The 16,939-nt window shown below is 67.9% G+C and carries 14 protein-coding genes; 8 read left to right on the forward strand and 6 right to left on the reverse strand.

The genetic code is table 11. The features are described 5' to 3' along the window. Positions 1–10: 10 nt before the first annotated feature. The 6 genes from B9O00_RS08435 to B9O00_RS08460 all read right to left on the reverse strand — a co-directional run bounded on the left by B9O00_RS08435 (position 11) and on the right by B9O00_RS08460 (position 7,327). Positions 11–859 (reverse strand): ABC transporter ATP-binding protein, encoded by an 849-nt coding sequence (locus B9O00_RS08435; protein ID WP_235017074.1) that lies wholly within the window; start codon positions 857–859, stop codon positions 11–13. Positions 860–995: 136 nt separating this feature from the next. Next, positions 996–2,297, reverse strand: coding sequence for an ABC transporter substrate-binding protein (locus B9O00_RS08440; RefSeq protein ID WP_085122039.1), 1,302 nt, complete (start codon positions 2,295–2,297; stop codon positions 996–998). Between the two features lie 116 nt (positions 2,298–2,413). Next, positions 2,414–3,490 carry a branched-chain amino acid ABC transporter permease gene (locus B9O00_RS08445; RefSeq protein WP_085122040.1) on the reverse strand — a complete coding sequence of 359 codons (1,077 nt, stop codon included), beginning with the start codon at positions 3,488–3,490 and terminating at the stop codon, positions 2,414–2,416. Positions 3,491–3,494: 4 nt separating this feature from the next. Beyond that, a complete protein-coding gene (locus B9O00_RS08450; protein WP_085122041.1) occupies positions 3,495–4,511 on the reverse strand; it encodes a branched-chain amino acid ABC transporter permease in 1,017 nt (338 codons plus the stop codon). 16 nt (positions 4,512–4,527) lie between these two features. After that, entirely contained in the window at positions 4,528–5,319 is a 792-nt protein-coding gene (locus B9O00_RS08455; protein ID WP_085122396.1) for an ABC transporter ATP-binding protein, read from the reverse strand. A gap of 37 nt (positions 5,320–5,356) precedes the next feature. Then, a complete protein-coding gene (locus B9O00_RS08460) occupies positions 5,357–7,327 on the reverse strand; it encodes an AMP-binding protein (protein ID WP_322111181.1) in 1,971 nt (656 codons plus the stop codon). Between the two features lie 244 nt (positions 7,328–7,571). On the opposite strand from B9O00_RS08460, the gene B9O00_RS08465 reads away from it, so the two are divergent. From B9O00_RS08465 to acnA, 8 genes are all read left to right on the forward strand, one after another. Then, the gene (locus B9O00_RS08465; protein ID WP_159460147.1) at positions 7,572–8,336 is read left to right on the forward strand and encodes an alpha/beta fold hydrolase; all 765 of its coding nucleotides are present in this window, start codon (positions 7,572–7,574) and stop codon (positions 8,334–8,336) included. A gap of 107 nt (positions 8,337–8,443) precedes the next feature. Further along, positions 8,444–9,157, forward strand: coding sequence for an NUDIX hydrolase (locus B9O00_RS08470; RefSeq protein ID WP_085122044.1), 714 nt, complete (start codon positions 8,444–8,446; stop codon positions 9,155–9,157). A gap of 21 nt (positions 9,158–9,178) precedes the next feature. Then, positions 9,179–10,027: a hypothetical protein gene (locus tag B9O00_RS08475; RefSeq protein ID WP_085122045.1), complete on the forward strand. Its 849-nt coding sequence runs from the start codon at positions 9,179–9,181 to the stop codon at positions 10,025–10,027. A 78-nt stretch (positions 10,028–10,105) separates the two neighbouring features. Further along, complete coding sequence (locus tag B9O00_RS08480; protein WP_085122046.1) at positions 10,106–10,981, forward strand: hypothetical protein; 876 nt, start codon at positions 10,106–10,108, stop codon at positions 10,979–10,981. A gap of 19 nt (positions 10,982–11,000) precedes the next feature. Beyond that, positions 11,001–11,846 (forward strand): hypothetical protein, encoded by an 846-nt coding sequence (locus tag B9O00_RS08485; RefSeq protein WP_085122047.1) that lies wholly within the window; start codon positions 11,001–11,003, stop codon positions 11,844–11,846. 92 nt (positions 11,847–11,938) lie between these two features. Then, positions 11,939–12,781, forward strand: coding sequence for a hypothetical protein (locus tag B9O00_RS08490; protein ID WP_085122048.1), 843 nt, complete (start codon positions 11,939–11,941; stop codon positions 12,779–12,781). A gap of 98 nt (positions 12,782–12,879) precedes the next feature. After that, entirely contained in the window at positions 12,880–13,731 is an 852-nt protein-coding gene (locus tag B9O00_RS08495; RefSeq protein ID WP_085122049.1) for a hypothetical protein, read from the forward strand. A 224-nt stretch (positions 13,732–13,955) separates the two neighbouring features. Next, on the forward strand, positions 13,956–16,712 hold the full coding sequence (gene acnA, locus B9O00_RS08500) for an aconitate hydratase AcnA (RefSeq protein ID WP_085122050.1): 2,757 nt from the start codon (positions 13,956–13,958) through the stop codon (positions 16,710–16,712). The last annotated feature ends 227 nt before the right edge of the window (positions 16,713–16,939 follow it).

Consider the following 16,939-nt stretch of genomic DNA (forward strand, 5'->3'; position numbering starts at 1 on the left):
TCCCGCACGCTCAGGCGAGCCAGCGCTTGCGGCGCTTGTAGTGCTTGACCTCGCGGTAGGACTTGCGGCCGGTCGCCGAGAGGCCGAGGTAGAACTCCTTGACGTCCTCGTTCTGGCGCAGGGCGTCGGCCGGCCCGTCCATCACGACGCGGCCGCTCTCCAGGATGTAGCCGTACTTGGCGTAGCGCAGCGCGACGTTGGTGTTCTGCTCGGCGAGCAGGATCGACACGCCCTGCTGCTCGTTGATCGTCTTGACGATCTCGAAGATCTGCTCGACCAGCTGCGGGGCCAGGCCCATCGAGGGCTCGTCGAGCAGGACGACCTTGGGCCGGCTCATCAGCGCCCGGCCGATCGCCGTCATCTGCTGCTCGCCGCCCGAGGTGTAGCCGGCCTGGCTGTTGCGCCTGACCTTGAGGCGCGGGAAGTACTCGTAGACCATCTCCAGGTCCTGCTGGATCGCCGCCGCGCCCTCGCTGCGCGTGTAGGCGCCGGTCAGCAGGTTCTCCTCGACGGTCAGGTGCTCGAAGCAGTGGCGTCCTTCCATGACCTGGATGACGCCCTTCCGGACCAGGTCGTTCGGCGTCAGGTGCTGGACCCGCTCGCCGGCCAGGGTGATCGAGCCCTTGGTGACGTCGCCGCGCTCGGCGCGCAGCAGGTTGGAGATCGCCTTCAGGGTCGTGGTCTTGCCGGCGCCGTTGGCGCCGAGCAGCGCGACGATGCCGCCCTGCGGGATCTCCAGGGAGACGCCCTTCAGGACCAGGATGACGTGGTCGTAGATGACCTCGATGTTGTTGACGCTGAGCAGCGCCGGCGCGCCGAGGGCGGCGGCCGCCCCCATGCCCATGCGTTCCTGGCCCATGCGTTCCTGAACGGCGGCTTCACTCATCGCGTGTCGGGTCCCGGTCCGGTCTCGTGGCAGGCAGGTCTCGGTAGGGGAAGGCCCCCGCTCCGCTCTGGAGCGAGGGCCTTCCGAGCCCGTGGCAGCGCCCTCGCGGCTACTTGCAGGTGCGCGGGGTGATGCCCTTCTCCTTGGCGTAGGCCAGCGCGTCCTCCTTGTAGGCAGCACGCAGCGCCTCGCGGTGCGGCGAGAACCAGTCGGAGACCTTCTTCCACTGCTCGCCGTCCCACTGCTGGACGAAGGCCTGGCCGCCGCCCTCGTGGTCCTCGCAGGTGATGTGGATCGGCTTGGTGAAGTCCTTCAGGCCGATCGCCGCGAGCTTGTCCTCGGTCAGGTTCAGGTTCTCGAAGCCGTCGCGGATCTGCTCGCCGGTCAGCTCCTTGCCCTTGCCGTGCATCTCCTGGGCCTGGCGGATCGCCTCGATCTCGATGGCCATCAGGAACAGGCCGCGGTTGTAGAGCACCGTGCCCCAGGCGTTCTCCTTCGCCTTGGCCTCGTCGCCGTTGTAGACGTACTTCAGCACGTCCTGCAGCAGCTGGATGTCGGTGCCCGGCAGGTGCAGGCCCAGCGCCTTGTAGCCCTTGGCGGCGGCGCCGGCGGGCACGACGTCAGGCTCGGCGCCCGACCACCAGATGCCGATGAAGTGGTCCATCGGGTAGCCGACCGCCGCGGCTTCCTTGACCGCGGTCGAGTTCATGACGCCCCAGCCCCACATGAAGACCCAGTCCGGCTTCACCTGCCGGCCGATCTGCAGCCAGGTCGACTTCTGCTCGAGGCCCGGATGCGCGACCGGGAACTTGTAGAACTCGAAGCCCTCCTCCTTGGACAGGCGCTCGAGCGTCGGGATCGGCTCCTTGCCGTAGGCCGAGTCGTGGTAGACCAGGGCGATCTTCTTGCCCTTCAGGCTGCCGCCCTCCTGCCCCTTGGCGTACTGCACCATGATGTCGGCGCCCGACCAGTAGGTCAGCGGCGCGGTGAAGACATAGGGGAAGACCGGACCGTAGGAGGCCGAGGTGCGGCCGTAGCCGCCGGTGTAGAGCGGGATCTTGTCCTGGGCGACACGGTCGAGCAGTGCGTAGGTGATGCCGGTCGACAGCGGCTGGAAGGCCGCGGCCGTCGGCTTCTTCAGGCGCTCGTAGCACTCGACGCCGCGGTCGTTGTTGTAGCCGGTGTCGCACTCGTCGGTGACCAGCTTGACGCCGTTCACGCCGCCGTCGCGGGCGTTGATCAGCTTGATGTAGTCCTCCCAGCCCGCGGCCATCGGGATGCCGTTCGGCGCGTAGGGGCCGGACTTGTAGACCAGCAGGGGCACATACTGCTCGGCGGCCTGGGCGGGAAGCCCGGCCACCGTCAGCATCGCCGCCCCCGCGGCGGCCAGACAGAGAGTCTTCAAACGCATCGTGTCGTACCTCCCAGAGTGATGCGGACCTGCTTGTTCATCGGCGTCCGCTTTCGCCGATTACGGTACCACCCTCCTCCGACCGACGCCAACCGCAGCGGCGGCGCGCCGCCGGCCTAGTAGGGGAAGGGCCAGAGTCGCAGCTTCTCCTTGCCGATCTGCCAGAGCCGGGCCAGGCCGTGCGGCTCGACGATCAGGAAGAAGATGATCAGCGCGCCGAACAGCATGAACTCCATGTCCGAGACCAGGGCGACCGAGAAGGTCGGGTCGATCGCCAGCATGGTGACGTTCAGCGCGATCGGCAGCAGCACGATGAAGATCGCGCCGAGGAACGAGCCCAGGATCGAGCCGAGGCCGCCCAGGATGACCATGAAGAGGACCTGGAACGAGCGGTCGATCTGGAAGGCCAGCGCCTCGACCGAGCCGGTGTAGATGAAGGCCCAGAGGCCGCCGGCGATGCCGATGTAGAAGGAGCTGACGGCGAAGGCCGAGAGCTTCGCGACCAGCGGCCGGATGCCGATGATCTCGGCGGCGATGTCCATGTCGCGGATCGCCATCCAGGACCGGCCGATCCGGCTGCGCACCAGGTTCTTGGCGACCAGCGCCAGCACCGCGACCAGCACGACCAGGAACAGGTACTTGCTGATCGGATGCGCTTCCGAGCTGGTGACCACGAAGCCGAGCACCTCGCGCGGCGGCGCCGAGATCACGCCCGAGGGGCTGTCGTTGGTCCACCAGCCGAACTTGTTGAACACCCAGATCAGGAAGAACTGCGCGGCGAGCGTCGCGACGGCGAGATAGAAGCCCTTGATCCTGAGGCTCGGCAGGCCGAACAGCACGCCGACCACGGAGGTGCCGAGGCCCGCCAGCAGGAACACCAGGATCAGGTTCAGGTCGGGAAAGGCGGTCGCCAGCTTGTAGGAGAAGAAGGCGCCGCAGGCCATGAAGCCGCCGGTGCCGAGGCTGAGCTGGCCGCAGTAGCCGGTCAGGATGTTCAGCCCGATCGCCGCCAGCGAGAAGACCAGCACCGGCACCAGGATGGTCTCGAGCAGATAGTTGTCGGCGGCGAAGGGCACGACGAAGACGGCGAAGGCCAGGATCGCCAGCACGCCGATCTTGTCCTGCAGGATCGGGAAGATCGCCTGGTCGGCCCGGTAGGTCGTCTTGAACTGGCCGGTCTCACGGTAGAGCATCGCGTCACACCCGCTCGATGATGCGCTCGCCGAACAGGCCCTGGGGCCGGAACAGCAGGAACACGAGGGCCAGCACGTAGGCGAACCAGTCCTGGATCGCGCCGCCGATCTCCAGGCCGATGAAGTTCTCCGCGACCTGCTCGCCGTAGCCGATGATCAGGCCGCCGACGATGGCGCCCGGAATCGAGGTGAAGCCGCCGAGGATCAGCACCGGCAGCGCCTTGAGGGCGATCAGGGCGAGCGAGAACTGCACGCCGGCCTTGCCGCCCCACATGATCCCGGCGACCAGCGCGACGACGCCGGCGACCGACCAGACAATGGTCCAGATGGTCTTGAGCGGGATGCCGACGGACAGCGCCGCCTGGTGGTCGTCGGCGACGGCACGCAGCGCCCGTCCGATGCGCGTGTACTGGAAGAACACGCCCAGGCCGGCGACCAGCGCCGCGCCGACGCCCGCCGCGATCAGGTCGTAGACGTTCATGCGCACGCCGAGCGGCGAGACCGCCGAGGCGATCGGCATGCCGATGTCGAGCACCTTGACGTCGGAACCCCAGAGCGCCTGGCCGAAGCCATCGACGAAATAGAAGATCCCGATCGTCGCCATGAACAGGATGATCGGCGGCTGGTTGACCAGGGGCCGCAGCACCAGCCGCTCGATGGCGATCGCCACCAGGACCATGACGCCGACCGTCAGGATGAAGGCCAGGACCCAGTGCAGCCTGATGCCGAAGTCGCGCTCGAACAGCTCCATCAGGCCGACCATGGTCAGCGCCGCGAACAGCACCAGCGAGCCCTGGGCGAAGTTGAAGATGCCCGAGGCCTTGAAGATCAGCACGAAGCCGAGCGCGACCAGCGAGTACATCACGCCCTGCAGCAGGCCGGCCGCCGAGACCTCGAAGTAGAAGGACCAGTCGAAGAAGCTGATCCAGCCGATCTGGGCCAGGCCCCAGTGCAGGCCGCCGATCGCGAAGATCGTGACCAGGGCGCCGACCAGCCAGGTGAGGATGTGCAGGGGCTTCATCGCGTCCGGATCCCGGTCAATGGGCGACGCCGAGGTAGGCGTCGACGACTTCCTGGTTGCTGCGCACCTCGTCCGGCGTGCCGTCGGCCAGCTTGCGGCCGTAGTCGAGCACGACGACCCGGTCGGACAGGTCCATGACCACGCCCATGTCGTGCTCGATCAGCGCGATGGTCGTGCCGAAATGGTCGTTCACGTCGAGGATGAAGCGGCTCATGTCCTCCTTCTCCTCGACGTTCATGCCGGCCATCGGCTCGTCGAGCAGCAGCAGCTCCGGCTCCATGGCCAGGGCCCGGGCCAGCTCGACCCGCTTCTGCAGGCCGTAGGGCAGCTTGCCGACCGGCGTCTTGCGGATCGCCTGGATCTCCAGGAAGTCGATGATCTCCTCGCAAAAGGCGCGGTGCTCGATCTCCTCCCGCTCGTTCGGACCCCAGTAGAGCGCCTGCAGCAGCACGTTCGAGCGCATCTTGAGCAGGCGCCCGGTCATGATGTTGTCCAGGGTCGACATGCCCTTGAACAGCGCGACGTTCTGGAAGGTGCGCGCGATGCCCTGCTTGGCCGCCTTGTGCGGGCGCATGGCGCGGCGCGTCTCGCCCTTGAAGATCACCTCGCCTTCCTGCGGGTGATAGAAGCCGTTGATGACGTTCAGCATCGAGGTCTTGCCGGCGCCGTTCGGCCCGATGATCGCGCGGATCTCGCCCTTGCGGATGTCGAAGGAGATGTCGGTCAGCGCCTTGACGCCGCCGAACGACAGCGAGATCCGCCTGACCTCGAGCAGGACCTCGTTGAACACGCGTGGTGCGGTGACCATCGCCGAAGCGCCCCCCTTGCCTGCGCTCAGCCGCGGCTCACGCCGCGGCCCGCCGCGGTGTGCCCGCGCCGGCAACCGGATAGGTCTCGGCGTCGATGATCCTGAGATCGCCCTTGATGCGGCCCTTGCGGCCGTCCTCGAAGCTGACCTCGAGCTCGATGTGCACCGTCTCCTGCCCGGAGTAGAGCGCCTCGATCAGCGGCGCGTAGCGCTCGGCGATGATCCGGCGGCGCACCTTGCGGGTGCGGGTCAGCTCGCCATCGTCGGGATCGAGCTCCTTGTTGAGCACCAGGAAGCGGTGGATCTGCGCGTTGCCGAGCTTGGGATCGCGCGCGAGATCGCGGTTCGCCTGCTCGACGTGCTCCTTGACGATCGCCGCGACCCGCGGGTCCTGGGACAGCTCCTGGTAGCTGCCGTAGACGACGTTGTTGCGCTCGGCCCAGCTGGCCATCGCGGCCAGGTCGATGTTGACGAAGGCGCAGACCTCGTCGCGGCCGTTGCCGAAGGCGACCGCCTCCTTGATGTTCGGGAAGAACTTCAGCTTGTTCTCGATGTACTTCGGCGGGAACAGCGTGCCGTCGTTGAGCCGGCCGACGTCCTTGGCGCGGTCGATGATCTTCAGGTGGCCGCGCTCGTCGATGAGCCCGGCGTCGCCGGTGTGCATCCAGCCCTCGGCGTCCTTGGCCTCGGCCGTCGCCTCCGGGTTCCGGTAGTACTCGACGAAGACTCCCGGGCTGCGGAACAGCACCTCGCCGTTCTCGGCGATCTTGATCTCGACCTGGTCGACCGGCTTGCCGACCGTGTCGGCGTAGATCTCGCCGTCCGGATGGATCGTCACGAAGACGCTGGCCTCGGTCGAGCCGTAGAGCTGCTTCAGGTTGACGCCGATCGAGCGGTAGAAGTCGAAGATGTCCGGCCCGATCGCCTCGCCGGCCGTGTAGGCTAGGCGGATCCGGCTGAAGCCGAGGGTGTTCTTGAGCGGCCCGTAGACCAGCACCTCGCCGAGCCAGTAGATCAGCCGGTCGAGCAGCGCGACCTTCGCGCCGTTGAGGATGTGCACGCCGCACCTCTCGGCATGCTTCATGAAGAACTTGAAGATCCGGCGCTTGGGCGCGCTGGCGTCCTCCATGCGCACCATGACGGTGGTCAGGATGTTCTCGAAGATGCGCGGCGGCGCGAAGAAGTAGCTGGGACCGAGCTCGCGCAGGTCCTGCATCACCGTCGCGCCCGACTCCGGGCAGGAGACGCAGAAGCCGCAGACGTAGGACTGGGCATAGGAGAAGATGTGGTCGCCGACCCAGGCCATCGGCAGGTAGGCCAGCATCTCCTCCTTCTCGGTCAGGCCCTCGAAGGCGGCGCCGTTGCGCGCGCTGATCAGCACGTTGTCGTAGCTCAGCACGACGCCCTTGGGCTGGCCGGTCGTGCCCGAGGTGTAGGCGAAGATCGAGACGTCGGAGCCCTTGCCCTTGGCGATCTCCGCCTCGAAGAGCTGCGGGTGCTCGCGGTCGTAGTGGCGGCCGATCTCCAGCACCCGGTCGAAGCTGTAGAGGAAGGACTGCTCGTAGTGCCGCATGCCGCGGTCGTCGTCGAAGACGACCGTCTCCAGGCTCGGCACCCGCTCCTTGATCTCGAGCAGCTTGTCGACCTGCTCCTGGTCCTCGGCGATGGCGAAGCGCACGCCCGCATGGTCCAGGACGAAGGCCATCTCGCCGGCGATCGAGTCCTGGTAGAGCGGCACCGGCACGGCGCCCAGGCTCTGGATCGCGCAGAAGCTCCAGTAGAGCCGCGGCCGGTTGTCGCCGATGATCGCCATGCGATCGCCGCGCTTCAGGCCGAGCGCCGCCAGCCCGCAGGCATAGGCCCGGATCTGCTCGCCCGCCTGCTTCCAGGTCCAGGTCTGCCAGATGCCGAGATCCTTCTCGCGCATCGCCGGCCGGCCGGGACGCTCGCGCATGTGGTGGAGCAGCAATTTCGGAAAGGTATCGAGGGCCGTCGTGTCCTTGGCCACGCACCCGTCTCCCGCAGCACATCCCTGTCGCATCCGAGCCTTGTGCCGGACGCTTATCGTTTTCCTTTGGTCCCTGAGGACGGTCCGTTAGTAAGTCCAATTCGGAGAGGCGTCAAGCACTGCCCGGCCTGCCCGGAAAAGCGGCAAGAAGCGGCCGCAGCAGCGGAGATACAGAGCGGTAATGGCCTTGCGCGAGACTGACGAAACGGCCGCCACCACCGGGGCGAGAGAGGATCTGCAGGTGGTGGCGGACGGCCATCACCTGGCCGTGCGCCGGCTGCTGCCGGTGGGCGCGACGCGGCGCGGCCCCTGGCTCGTCTTCCTGCACGAGGGGCTCGGCTCGATCGCCCAGTGGCGCGAGGTCCCGGCGCTGCTGGCACGGCGTCTCGCCCTGCCCGCCCTGGTCTACGACCGCTGGGGCTTCGGCGGGTCCGACCCTCTGGTCCTGCCGCGCCCCGACGACTTCCTGGAGCGCGAGGCCGAGATCGCCCTGCCCGCCGTCCTGGCCGGATCGGGCGTCGAGCGGCCGATCCTGATCGGCCACAGCGACGGCGCGACGATCGCGCTGCTCTACGCCGCCGCCTTTCCGGAGCGGCCGCTCGCCCTCGTCTCCGAGGCCGCGCACGTGTTCCTCGAGCCGGTCTCGCGCGCCGGCATCCGCAAGGCCGAGGCCGCCTGGGCGGCGGGCGGCCTGCGCCAGGGCCTCGAGCGCCACCACGGCGCCAAGGCCGAGTCGGTGTTCCGCGGCTGGGCCGAGACCTGGCAGCGGCCCGCCTTCGACGGCTGGACGATGCTCGACCGCCTGCCGTCGATCCGCTGTCCCGTGCTCGCCCTGCAGGGGGCCGACGACCAGTACGGCACCCCCGCGCAGCTGGAAGCGATCGCGGCCGGCTGTGCCGGCCCCTGCGAGACCCGGCTGCTGCCCGACTGCGCCCACAGCCCCCACCACGAGGCGCGCGAGGCGACCCTGAAGGCGATCGAGGCCTTCCTGCGGCCGCTGGTCGTCTAGGCTGCGACCGGGTCGCCCCCGACCATTTGCGAGCGCCGGCGTCACGAGGCGGCCTGCCGGAGCGTCCGGAACTCGGCACCCCGTTCGCAGCGCAGCCGGAGCCGGTCATGGCCTACAGCTTCCTGATGCCCTACGGCTACACGCTCGCCGGCGGGCAGGTCCTGCTCGCCGAGCGCCAGCTGATCCAGAAGCGGGTCGACGGCAAGACCGTCAAGGGCGTGATCCCGGCCTGGGCCGGCCAGTGGGGCCTGATCGGCGCCGAGGCCGCGAGCGGCGAGTCGCCGAGCGACACGGCGATCCGGGCCGGCCGGGAGCAGACCGGCATCGACCTCTCGGACAGCGCGACCAGCCAGCTCTATCTCGCCTTCAACCGGGAGGTGATGAGCCTGAAGACCGCCGACTACACCGCCTTCGCCGTGCTGGCGATCTTCCTGACCGAGGCCTCGCTCGGCGCAATGGCCGATGCCGCGACGAAGGCGATCGGCGCGGGCACCCCGAGCGAGGGCCTGCTGCAGACCGTGAGCGTCACGCCGGTCGGCAAGGCCTTGCAGCAGCTCGGCGCGACGCCCAAGCCGCCGAAGGGCTGGCAGTCCTACCTGATCCAGAACTACTACGGCGGCAAGGTGCCCGGGCAGTTCAACACCGAGATCGACACGCTGACCAACCAGATCAGCAAGCGCTCGGCCGACGACCCGGAGATGTTCCGGCTCGCGCTCCAGCCGCTCGACGTCAAGCCCGAGTCCGGCGGCAAGGCGCCCAAGACACCGTCCCAGATCGAGATGCCAACCACCTTCGTAGACGGCTCGCCGGAGAAGAGCTGAGTCCGGGGAATCGCCAGGGGCATGGTCGAGATCTACCAGACCATCGAGCAGCACCGACACGGCCTCTCGCAGCTCCACTTCGACGAGGACCTGGAGGCGGCCTGGCCCTTCACGCTCGGCGGCACGGTGATGAACCGCTCGCTCGGCCAGGCGATCCACCAGAACACCGACTACGTCGTCGCCAGCCAGGTGCAGGCCTACCTGAACGGCTTCCTGCGCGCGAACCGCTGGGAGTGGAATCCCCGCGGCTACGGCGGCAGCGGCGGCGCGGTACTCGACTTCGAGCAGGAGTCCGGCAGCTGCTGGTTCCCGGCCATGTCGCTGGAGCTGCTGCTCTACGCCCCTCTGCCGTACGGCTTCGAGCAGGACCAGAGCGAGGTCACCACCCGCGAATACAAGGGCGCCGCGAACAGCGGCTTCGTCACGCGGCACGATCACCGGCGCGCCTTCGGTCTCGGCTACAACATCGTCAACCGCAACACGACGCACCTCTGGCAAGGCTACTATTTCTGGGGCAGCCACGTCGTCACGGCCTTCGACGACCAGTTCTACGACCCCAGCTACAACCGGCGCTATGCCGAGATCGACGACATGGCCTTTGCCGAGATGGCGCGCTTCGACGACAGCTGGAACGAGGCCGGCACCATACGCACCCGCGCCGTGACGACGGCCGACCTCTCGAACGGCCCCGCGGCGGCCCTCGACGGCGTCTACGTCCAGATCACCGGCGGCGGCTACGGCACGCGCCTGGCCGAGCGCGCCCAGAGCGAGAACCGGCAGCTTGGCGCCGACCTCTACGACCTGCCCTTCGCCGGCCCCTTCGACAAGCCGTTCGATCCAGAAGCGAACTACCAGCTCGACCTCGGCTGAGGCCACCGGTCACGGCCCGCCCTGCCGAAACGTCCGTGGTCGGGAGAACCGGACCACAGCCCGGAGGCCTGGACCGCCATGGTGAAGATCTACCGGACGATCCAGCAGAACCGCCAGAACCTGGGGGCACTGACCATCGGGTACGACCGGCGCGCTCGCTGGCCCGGCACCCTCGGCGGCGCGATCATGGAGCGCTCCTACGGGAAGGCCGCTGACCGCAGGAGCAGGGGCAGCGGCTACTACGTCTACGACCGCGAGGTCGTCGCCTGGCTCCACGCCTTCCTCAAGGCGAACCGCTGGGAATGGTCGCCGCAAGTGGAGGGGGCGGACGGCGGAGCCGTGCTGGATCTCCAGCGGACGGCGGGCGAATGCAGCTATGTCTCCGCGGCCCTGGAGCTGCTGTTCTACGCGCCCGCCCCCTACGGCTTCCAGCTCGCACAAGGCAGCGTCGAGCTGGCGCCCTACGGCGGCAGAAACGGCGCGGGCTTCATCGCCAACCACGATCCCGCCGGTGCCTTCGGCCTGGGCTACAACATCATCGACGCCGGCACGCAGAAGCTCGTTCCCGGCTTCTTCCTCTGGGGCAACCACATGGTCACGAAGTGGGCCGGCGACTTCTACGACGCCAACTACAACCGGACCTATCGCAGGCTCTCCGACATGGCCCGGGTCGAGATGGCCTCGATCGACATCAAGTCGCAGACGATCGACGGCGAGGACTGCACGCTCTTCGTGAACGACACCGGAAGCCTGTCGTCGCGCTCCAGCCAGGTCAGGGCGCTGGAGGGCATCTACGTCAAGGTCGCCAACGACGGCCCCTACTTCAGGAAGCTCGTCGCCCTGGGCAAGCGATTGAACGGCGCGATCGGCGCCGAACAGCGCAGCGTCCCCTTCGTCGGTCCCTTTCCGCGTCCCTACCGGGAGGACGCCGACTACTCGATCAAGATCGACTAACGCATCGGCGGATCCTGCGATGGTGGATATCTACCGAACGATCCAGCTGAACCGCGCCGACCTGGACGCCGTGAACATCGGCAACAACCGGCGCGCGCTCTGGCCCTACACCCTGGGCGGCACGATCATGCAGCGCTCGCATGGCCAGGCCATCGTGCACGGCGCCGACTACGTCTACGACACCCAGGTCGTCGGCTACCTGCACAGCTTCCTCGCGGCCAGCGGCTGGGAGTGGATCCCGCTGAACGACGGCGACGACGGCGGCGAGGTGCTCGACTTCGAGCGGAACTTCGGCGAATGCCGCTACGTCTCGGCGGCCCTGGAGCTGCTGTTCTACGCACCGGCACCCTACGGCTTCGAGATCCCGGAGGACGAGGTCGAGACGGTGCAGTACGCCGGTGCCCACGGCGCCGGCTTCCTGGCGGCGCACGATCCGGCCACGGCCTTCGGCCTCGGTTACAACATCATCCGCCCGGACACGGGGCGGCTGCAGGAGCACTGCTTCCTCTGGCCGAATCATTGGGTCACCGAGTGGGACGGTGACTTCTACGACGCCAACTACAACCGGCGCTACGGTACCCTGCCCGAGATGGCGCTGGTCCAGATGGCCGCCAAGACCGAGCGCAACCTCGAGGACCGGGGCTACCAGGAGATCGTGACGACTGTGGACCTCCGCGGCACGAACCGCGCCGCACTCGACGGCGTCTACGTACGGACCTCCGGCAACGACTATGGCAACGCCCTGGTCCAGCGCGCCGTGCAACTGAACGAGGCGCTCGGCTTCGAGGCCCGCAGCCGGCCCTTCGTCGGCCCCTTCCCCCGGCCGTACGACCTCGAGCTGCCCTACACGATCGAGCTCGACTGAGCAGAAGAGCGCGGCCTGAGCCCGTCACAGCCCCGACGCTGGATCGTCCCAGAGAAGGCGCAGGGACGATCGCCGGACGGCTGGAAGGGGCAATGGTCGAGATCTACCAGGACATTCAGCAGAAGCGCTCGGATCTCTCGACGGTCAAGTTCGACTACAAGACGCAGGCACTCTGGCCGGAAACGCTGGGTGGGGCGATCATGAAGCGCTCGCGCGTCCAGGCCGACGTCCACGGCGGAAACTACGTCTACGACGACGAGGTGCTCGGCTACCTGCACAGCTACCTCGCCGAAAACGGCTGGAAGTGGCAGCCGAGCAAACCCGGCAAGAACGGCGGCGCGGTCTTGGACCTCGCGCTATCCGGCGGTGAGTGCCGCTACGTGTCCGCCGCCCTTGAGCTCCTGTTCTACGCGCCGGCTCCCTATGGCTTCCAGCTCCCCGAGAAGGCCGTCAAGACGGTGCAGTACGAAGGGGCCAAGCAATCCGGCTTCCTGTCGCAGCACGATCCGGCCAAGGCTTTCGGCCTCGGCTACAACATCATCGACCCCAAGACGAAGACCCTCCTGGAAGGATTTCTTTTCTGGCCCAACCACTGGGTCACCGAGTGGGGCGACGACTACTACGATGCGAACTACAATCGGATCTACCGCAAGCTGTCCGACATGTCGCTGCTCGATGTCGACCATGACGAATACAAGAAGGCGGGAGAAACCTCCTACATCAGCCTGGTGACGGCGGCCCCTGGCCAGGACTGCCCAGAGGAGCTCGACGGATTCTATGTGAGGACGGTCGGCGGCGAATACACGGCCAAGACTCAACAGTTGGCCGTGACGCTCAACGAGAAGCTCGGCTTCGAGCTACGGACAGGCGTCTATGTCGGCCCCTTCCCCAAACCCTACGACGCGAACAAGACCTACGCGATCGACCTCGACTGACCGGCGTCCGGCCAGGGCGCGCGCACCCTTCACAGGCTCGGATGCCGGAGCGTCAAGGAAGGGCCCGCGGCCACCCGGTGCCGACGCCCGAAGGAACGATGGTCGACATCTACCGCACGATCCAGCTGAACCGCGCCAACCTCGGCGCCGTCAACATCGGCTTGGCGGTCCAGGCGCTCTGGCCCAACACCCTCGGTGGTACGATCATGCAGCGCTCACGCGGCCAGGCCCAATACGTCCATCACGGCAACTACGTCTACGACGACGAGGTGGTCGGCTACCTCTACAGCGTCCTGAGGGCGAACGGATGGAAGTGGGCGCCCTCCGTCGAGGGCGCCAACGGCGGCGCGGTCCTCGATTTCGAGCAGGATGCCGGCGAGTGCCGCTATGTCTCGGCGGCCCTGGAGCTGCTGTTCTACGCCCCCGCGCCCTACGGCTTCCAGCTCCCGCAAGGCAACGTGCAGACCGTGCAGTACAATGGCGCCAACGAGGCCGGCTTCATGGCCGTCCACGATCCTGCCAGGGCCTTCGGACTGGGCTACAACGTCATCAGCACGACGTCCCGGAACCTGCTGCCCGGCTACTATCTCTGGGCCAACCATTGGGTCACCCACTGGGCAGGCGACTACTACGACGCCAACTACAACCGGATCTATGCGGCCCTGCCGGCCATGGCGGCGATCCAGATGGCGAGCGTCACCCCGAAGTCCCGGGACGACGGCAGCTATCTGATTGTGGTTGACACCGTGGACCTCAGCCACACGGCGAACGCCGCCCTGGACGGTCTCTACGTGAAGACTCAGGGCAACGACTACGCCCGGCAGGTCATCGACCGTGCCAGGCAGCAGAACAGCACGACCTATGGGGCCGAGCTGCGCTCCGTTCCCTTCGTCGGCCCCTTCCCGCGCCCCTATCGGGACGACGGCGACTACACGATTCCCCTGTCCTGACCGGTCCTGGGAAAGAGCGTTTCGCCCCCTTTTCCAGGAGCGGCGAAGCGCGTATATAGCCGCCTACAATCCAACAGATCCCGCGGACAAGGTCGCTACCGGTCGCGGGGCCGCCGTGCTGAGCCTCCCGTGACGCGCCGTTTGCGTCCGAAGGATCTGCCCGGCGACCCGGACAACCGGCGGCGCGTTTCGCCTTCGCGCCGCCCAGCGAGAAGGAGAAACCCGTGACGCTCGGAAAGGACACGCTGAAGACCCGCCGCACGCTGACGGTCGACGGCAAGGAATACGACTATTTCAGCCTGGAGGCCGCAGCCGAGCGGCTCGGCGACCTGGCCCGGCTGCCGGTCTCGCTGAAGGTCCTGCTCGAGAACCTGCTGCGCCACGAGGACGGCCGCTCCGTGTCGGTCGAGGATATCGACGCGATGGGCGCCTGGCTCAAGGAGCGCAAGAGCGACCGCGAGATCGCCTACCGCCCGGCGCGCGTGCTGATGCAGGACTTCACCGGCGTCCCGGCCGTCGTCGACCTCGCCGCGATGCGCGAGGCGATGGAGCAGCTCGGCGGCGATCCGCGCCTGATCAACCCGCTCAATCCCGTCGACCTGGTGATCGACCACTCGGTCATGGTCGACGCCTTCGGCACCCCCGACTCCTTCAAGGAGAACGTCGACCTGGAGTTCGAGCGCAACGGCGAGCGCTACGCCTTCCTGCGCTGGGGCCAGACCGCCTTCGACAACTTCCGCGTCGTGCCGCCGGGCACCGGGATCTGCCACCAGGTCAACCTGGAGTACCTCGCCAAGGTCGTCTGGTCGGCGGACGTCGAGGGCCGCAAGGTCGCTTATCCCGACACGCTGGTCGGCACCGACAGCCACACCACGATGGTCAACGGCCTGGCCGTGCTCGGCTGGGGCGTCGGCGGCATCGAGGCCGAGGCCGCGATGCTCGGCCAGCCGGTCTCCATGCTGATCCCCGAGGTCGTCGGCTTCCGCCTGACCGGCGAGCTCAAGGAGGGCTCGACCGCGACCGACCTGGTGCTGCGCGTCACCCAGATGCTGCGCAAGAAGGGCGTCGTCGGAAAGTTCGTCGAGTTCTACGGCCCGGGCCTCAAGCACCTGACCCTGGCCGACCGCGCGACGATCTCCAACATGGCGCCGGAGTACGGCGCCACCTGCGGCTTCTTCCCGATCGACGAGGAGACGCTGCGCTATCTCGCCTTCAGCGGCCGCGACGCGCACCAGGTCAAGCTTGTCGAGGCCTATGCCAAGGCCCAGGGCCTGTGGCGCGACCAGGGCGGCGAGCCGAGCTTCACCGACAGCCTCGAGCTCGACCTCGGCGTCGTCGAGCCGGCCCTGGCCGGTCCGAAGCGGCCGCAGGACCGCGTTCCGCTGAGCCGCGCCGCCGCCGAGTTCACGACCCTGCTGGCCGGCCAGCTTGGCGTCGACCCGGTCGGCGCCGAGGGCCAGCTCGACGCCGAGAGCCCGGGCGCGCCGAAGAAGGAGGCCAACGGCCTCGACCATGCGGTCGCGGTCGAGGGCGCCAACTACAAGCTGAACCACGGCGACGTCGTGATCGCGGCGATCACCTCCTGCACCAACACCTCGAACCCCAGCGTGATGGTCGCCGCCGGCCTGGTCGCGCGCAACGCGGTCGCCAAGGGCCTGACGGTCAAGCCCTGGGTCAAGACCTCGCTGGCGCCGGGCTCGCAGGTCGTCACCGACTACCTGGCCGCGGCCGGCGTGCAGGGCGACCTGGACACGCTGGGCTTCGACCTGGTCGGCTACGGCTGCACAACCTGCATCGGCAACTCCGGCCCCCTGCCCGACCCGATCGCCGCGGCGGTCGAGAAGGGTGACCTGAACGTCTGCTCGGTACTGTCGGGCAACCGCAACTTCGAGGGCCGCATCAACCCGCACGTCAAGAGCAACTACCTGGCCTCGCCGCCGCTGGTCGTGGCCTACGCGCTGGCCGGCTCGATGCGCGTCGACCTGCTGAACGATCCGCTCGGCAAGGGCAGCGACGGCAAGGACGTCTTCCTCAAGGACATCTGGCCGTCGAACCGCGAGATCGCCGAGACGATCCAGAAGGCGCTGACGCCGGAGATGTTCCGCAGCCGCTACTCGAACGTCTTCGAGGGCCCGGAGGAATGGCGCTCGATCGAGACCGCGGGCGGCATGACCTACGCCTGGGACGAGGGCTCGACCTACGTGCGCTACCCGCCGTTCTTCGAGGCCATCGACCCGGAGCCGGCGGCGATCGAGAAGATCGAGGGCGCCCGCCCGCTGGCCCTGCTCGGCGATTCGGTGACCACCGACCACATCTCGCCGGCCGGCTCGATCAAGAAGGACAGCCCGGCGGGCAACTACCTGCTGGAGCACCAGGTCCGGCCGCAGGACTTCAACTCCTACGGCGCCCGGCGCGGCAACCATGAGGTCATGATGCGGGGCACCTTCGCCAACATCCGCATCCGCAACGAGATGGTGCCGGGCATCGAGGGCGGCGTCACCCGGCACCAGCCCTCGGGCGAGGCCATGCCGATCTACGACGCGGCCATGAAGTACGCCGAGGAGGGCGTGCCGCTGGTCGTCGTCGCCGGCAAGGAGTACGGCACCGGCTCGTCGCGCGACTGGGCGGCCAAGGGCACGCGCCTGCTCGGCGTGCGCGCCGTGATCGCCGAATCCTTCGAGCGCATCCACCGCTCCAACCTGGTCGGCATGGGCGTCCTGCCGCTGCAGTTCACCAAGGAGGACAACCGCCAGAGCCTTGAGCTGACCGGCGAGGAGACCTTCGACATCCTGGGCATCGAGGACGGCGTCAAGCCGCGCATGGCGGTGACCTGCCGGATCAACCGGCCGGACGGCTCGTCCCGGGAGATCGCCCTGCTGTGCCGGATCGACACCGCCGACGAGGTCGAGTACTTCCGCCACGGCGGCATCCTGCACTACGTCCTGCGCAACCTGCGCAAGGGCGGCAAGCAGGCGGCCTAGTGGAACGCCAGGGGGCGGCGTCCGGCGCCGCCCCCGCCGCGTCCCCGCCCCGGCCCGCCATCCCCCGGCCCGCCATCCCCCGGCCCGCCATCCCCCGTCCCGCCATCCCCGCCCTTCGGCGCCCCGTCGCGCCGGCAGCGGTCACGGGCGCTTGTGACGGCCGGCTCCCGATATTTCTGCCGACTCTGCTATTTCATCTAGTCTCAGCGCTCCAGCAGCTAGATTGA

The sequence above is a fragment of the Tistlia consotensis USBA 355 genome (assembly GCF_900177295.1).
Taxonomy (GTDB): Bacteria; Pseudomonadota; Alphaproteobacteria; order Kiloniellales; family DSM-21159; genus Tistlia; species Tistlia consotensis.

What these genes read in the sequence shown, in the direction of transcription:
- B9O00_RS08450 (WP_085122041.1), bottom strand. Translation starts at nt 4,511, where the DNA reads ATGAAGCCCCTGCACATCCTCACCTGGCTGGTCGGCGCCCTGGTCACG.
- B9O00_RS08455 (WP_085122396.1), bottom strand. Translation starts at nt 5,319, where the DNA reads ATGGTCACCGCACCACGCGTGTTCAACGAGGTCCTGCTCGAGGTCAGG.
- B9O00_RS08435 (WP_235017074.1), bottom strand. Translation starts at nt 859, where the DNA reads ATGGGCCAGGAACGCATGGGCATGGGGGCGGCCGCCGCCCTCGGCGCG.
- B9O00_RS08480 (WP_085122046.1), top strand. Translation starts at nt 10,106, where the DNA reads ATGGTGAAGATCTACCGGACGATCCAGCAGAACCGCCAGAACCTGGGG.
- B9O00_RS08475 (WP_085122045.1), top strand. Translation starts at nt 9,179, where the DNA reads ATGGTCGAGATCTACCAGACCATCGAGCAGCACCGACACGGCCTCTCG.
- B9O00_RS08495 (WP_085122049.1), top strand. Translation starts at nt 12,880, where the DNA reads ATGGTCGACATCTACCGCACGATCCAGCTGAACCGCGCCAACCTCGGC.
- B9O00_RS08490 (WP_085122048.1), top strand. Translation starts at nt 11,939, where the DNA reads ATGGTCGAGATCTACCAGGACATTCAGCAGAAGCGCTCGGATCTCTCG.
- B9O00_RS08440 (WP_085122039.1), bottom strand. Translation starts at nt 2,297, where the DNA reads ATGCGTTTGAAGACTCTCTGTCTGGCCGCCGCGGGGGCGGCGATGCTG.
- B9O00_RS08485 (WP_085122047.1), top strand. Translation starts at nt 11,001, where the DNA reads ATGGTGGATATCTACCGAACGATCCAGCTGAACCGCGCCGACCTGGAC.
- B9O00_RS08445 (WP_085122040.1), bottom strand. Translation starts at nt 3,490, where the DNA reads ATGCTCTACCGTGAGACCGGCCAGTTCAAGACGACCTACCGGGCCGAC.
- B9O00_RS08470 (WP_085122044.1), top strand. Translation starts at nt 8,444, where the DNA reads ATGGCCTACAGCTTCCTGATGCCCTACGGCTACACGCTCGCCGGCGGG.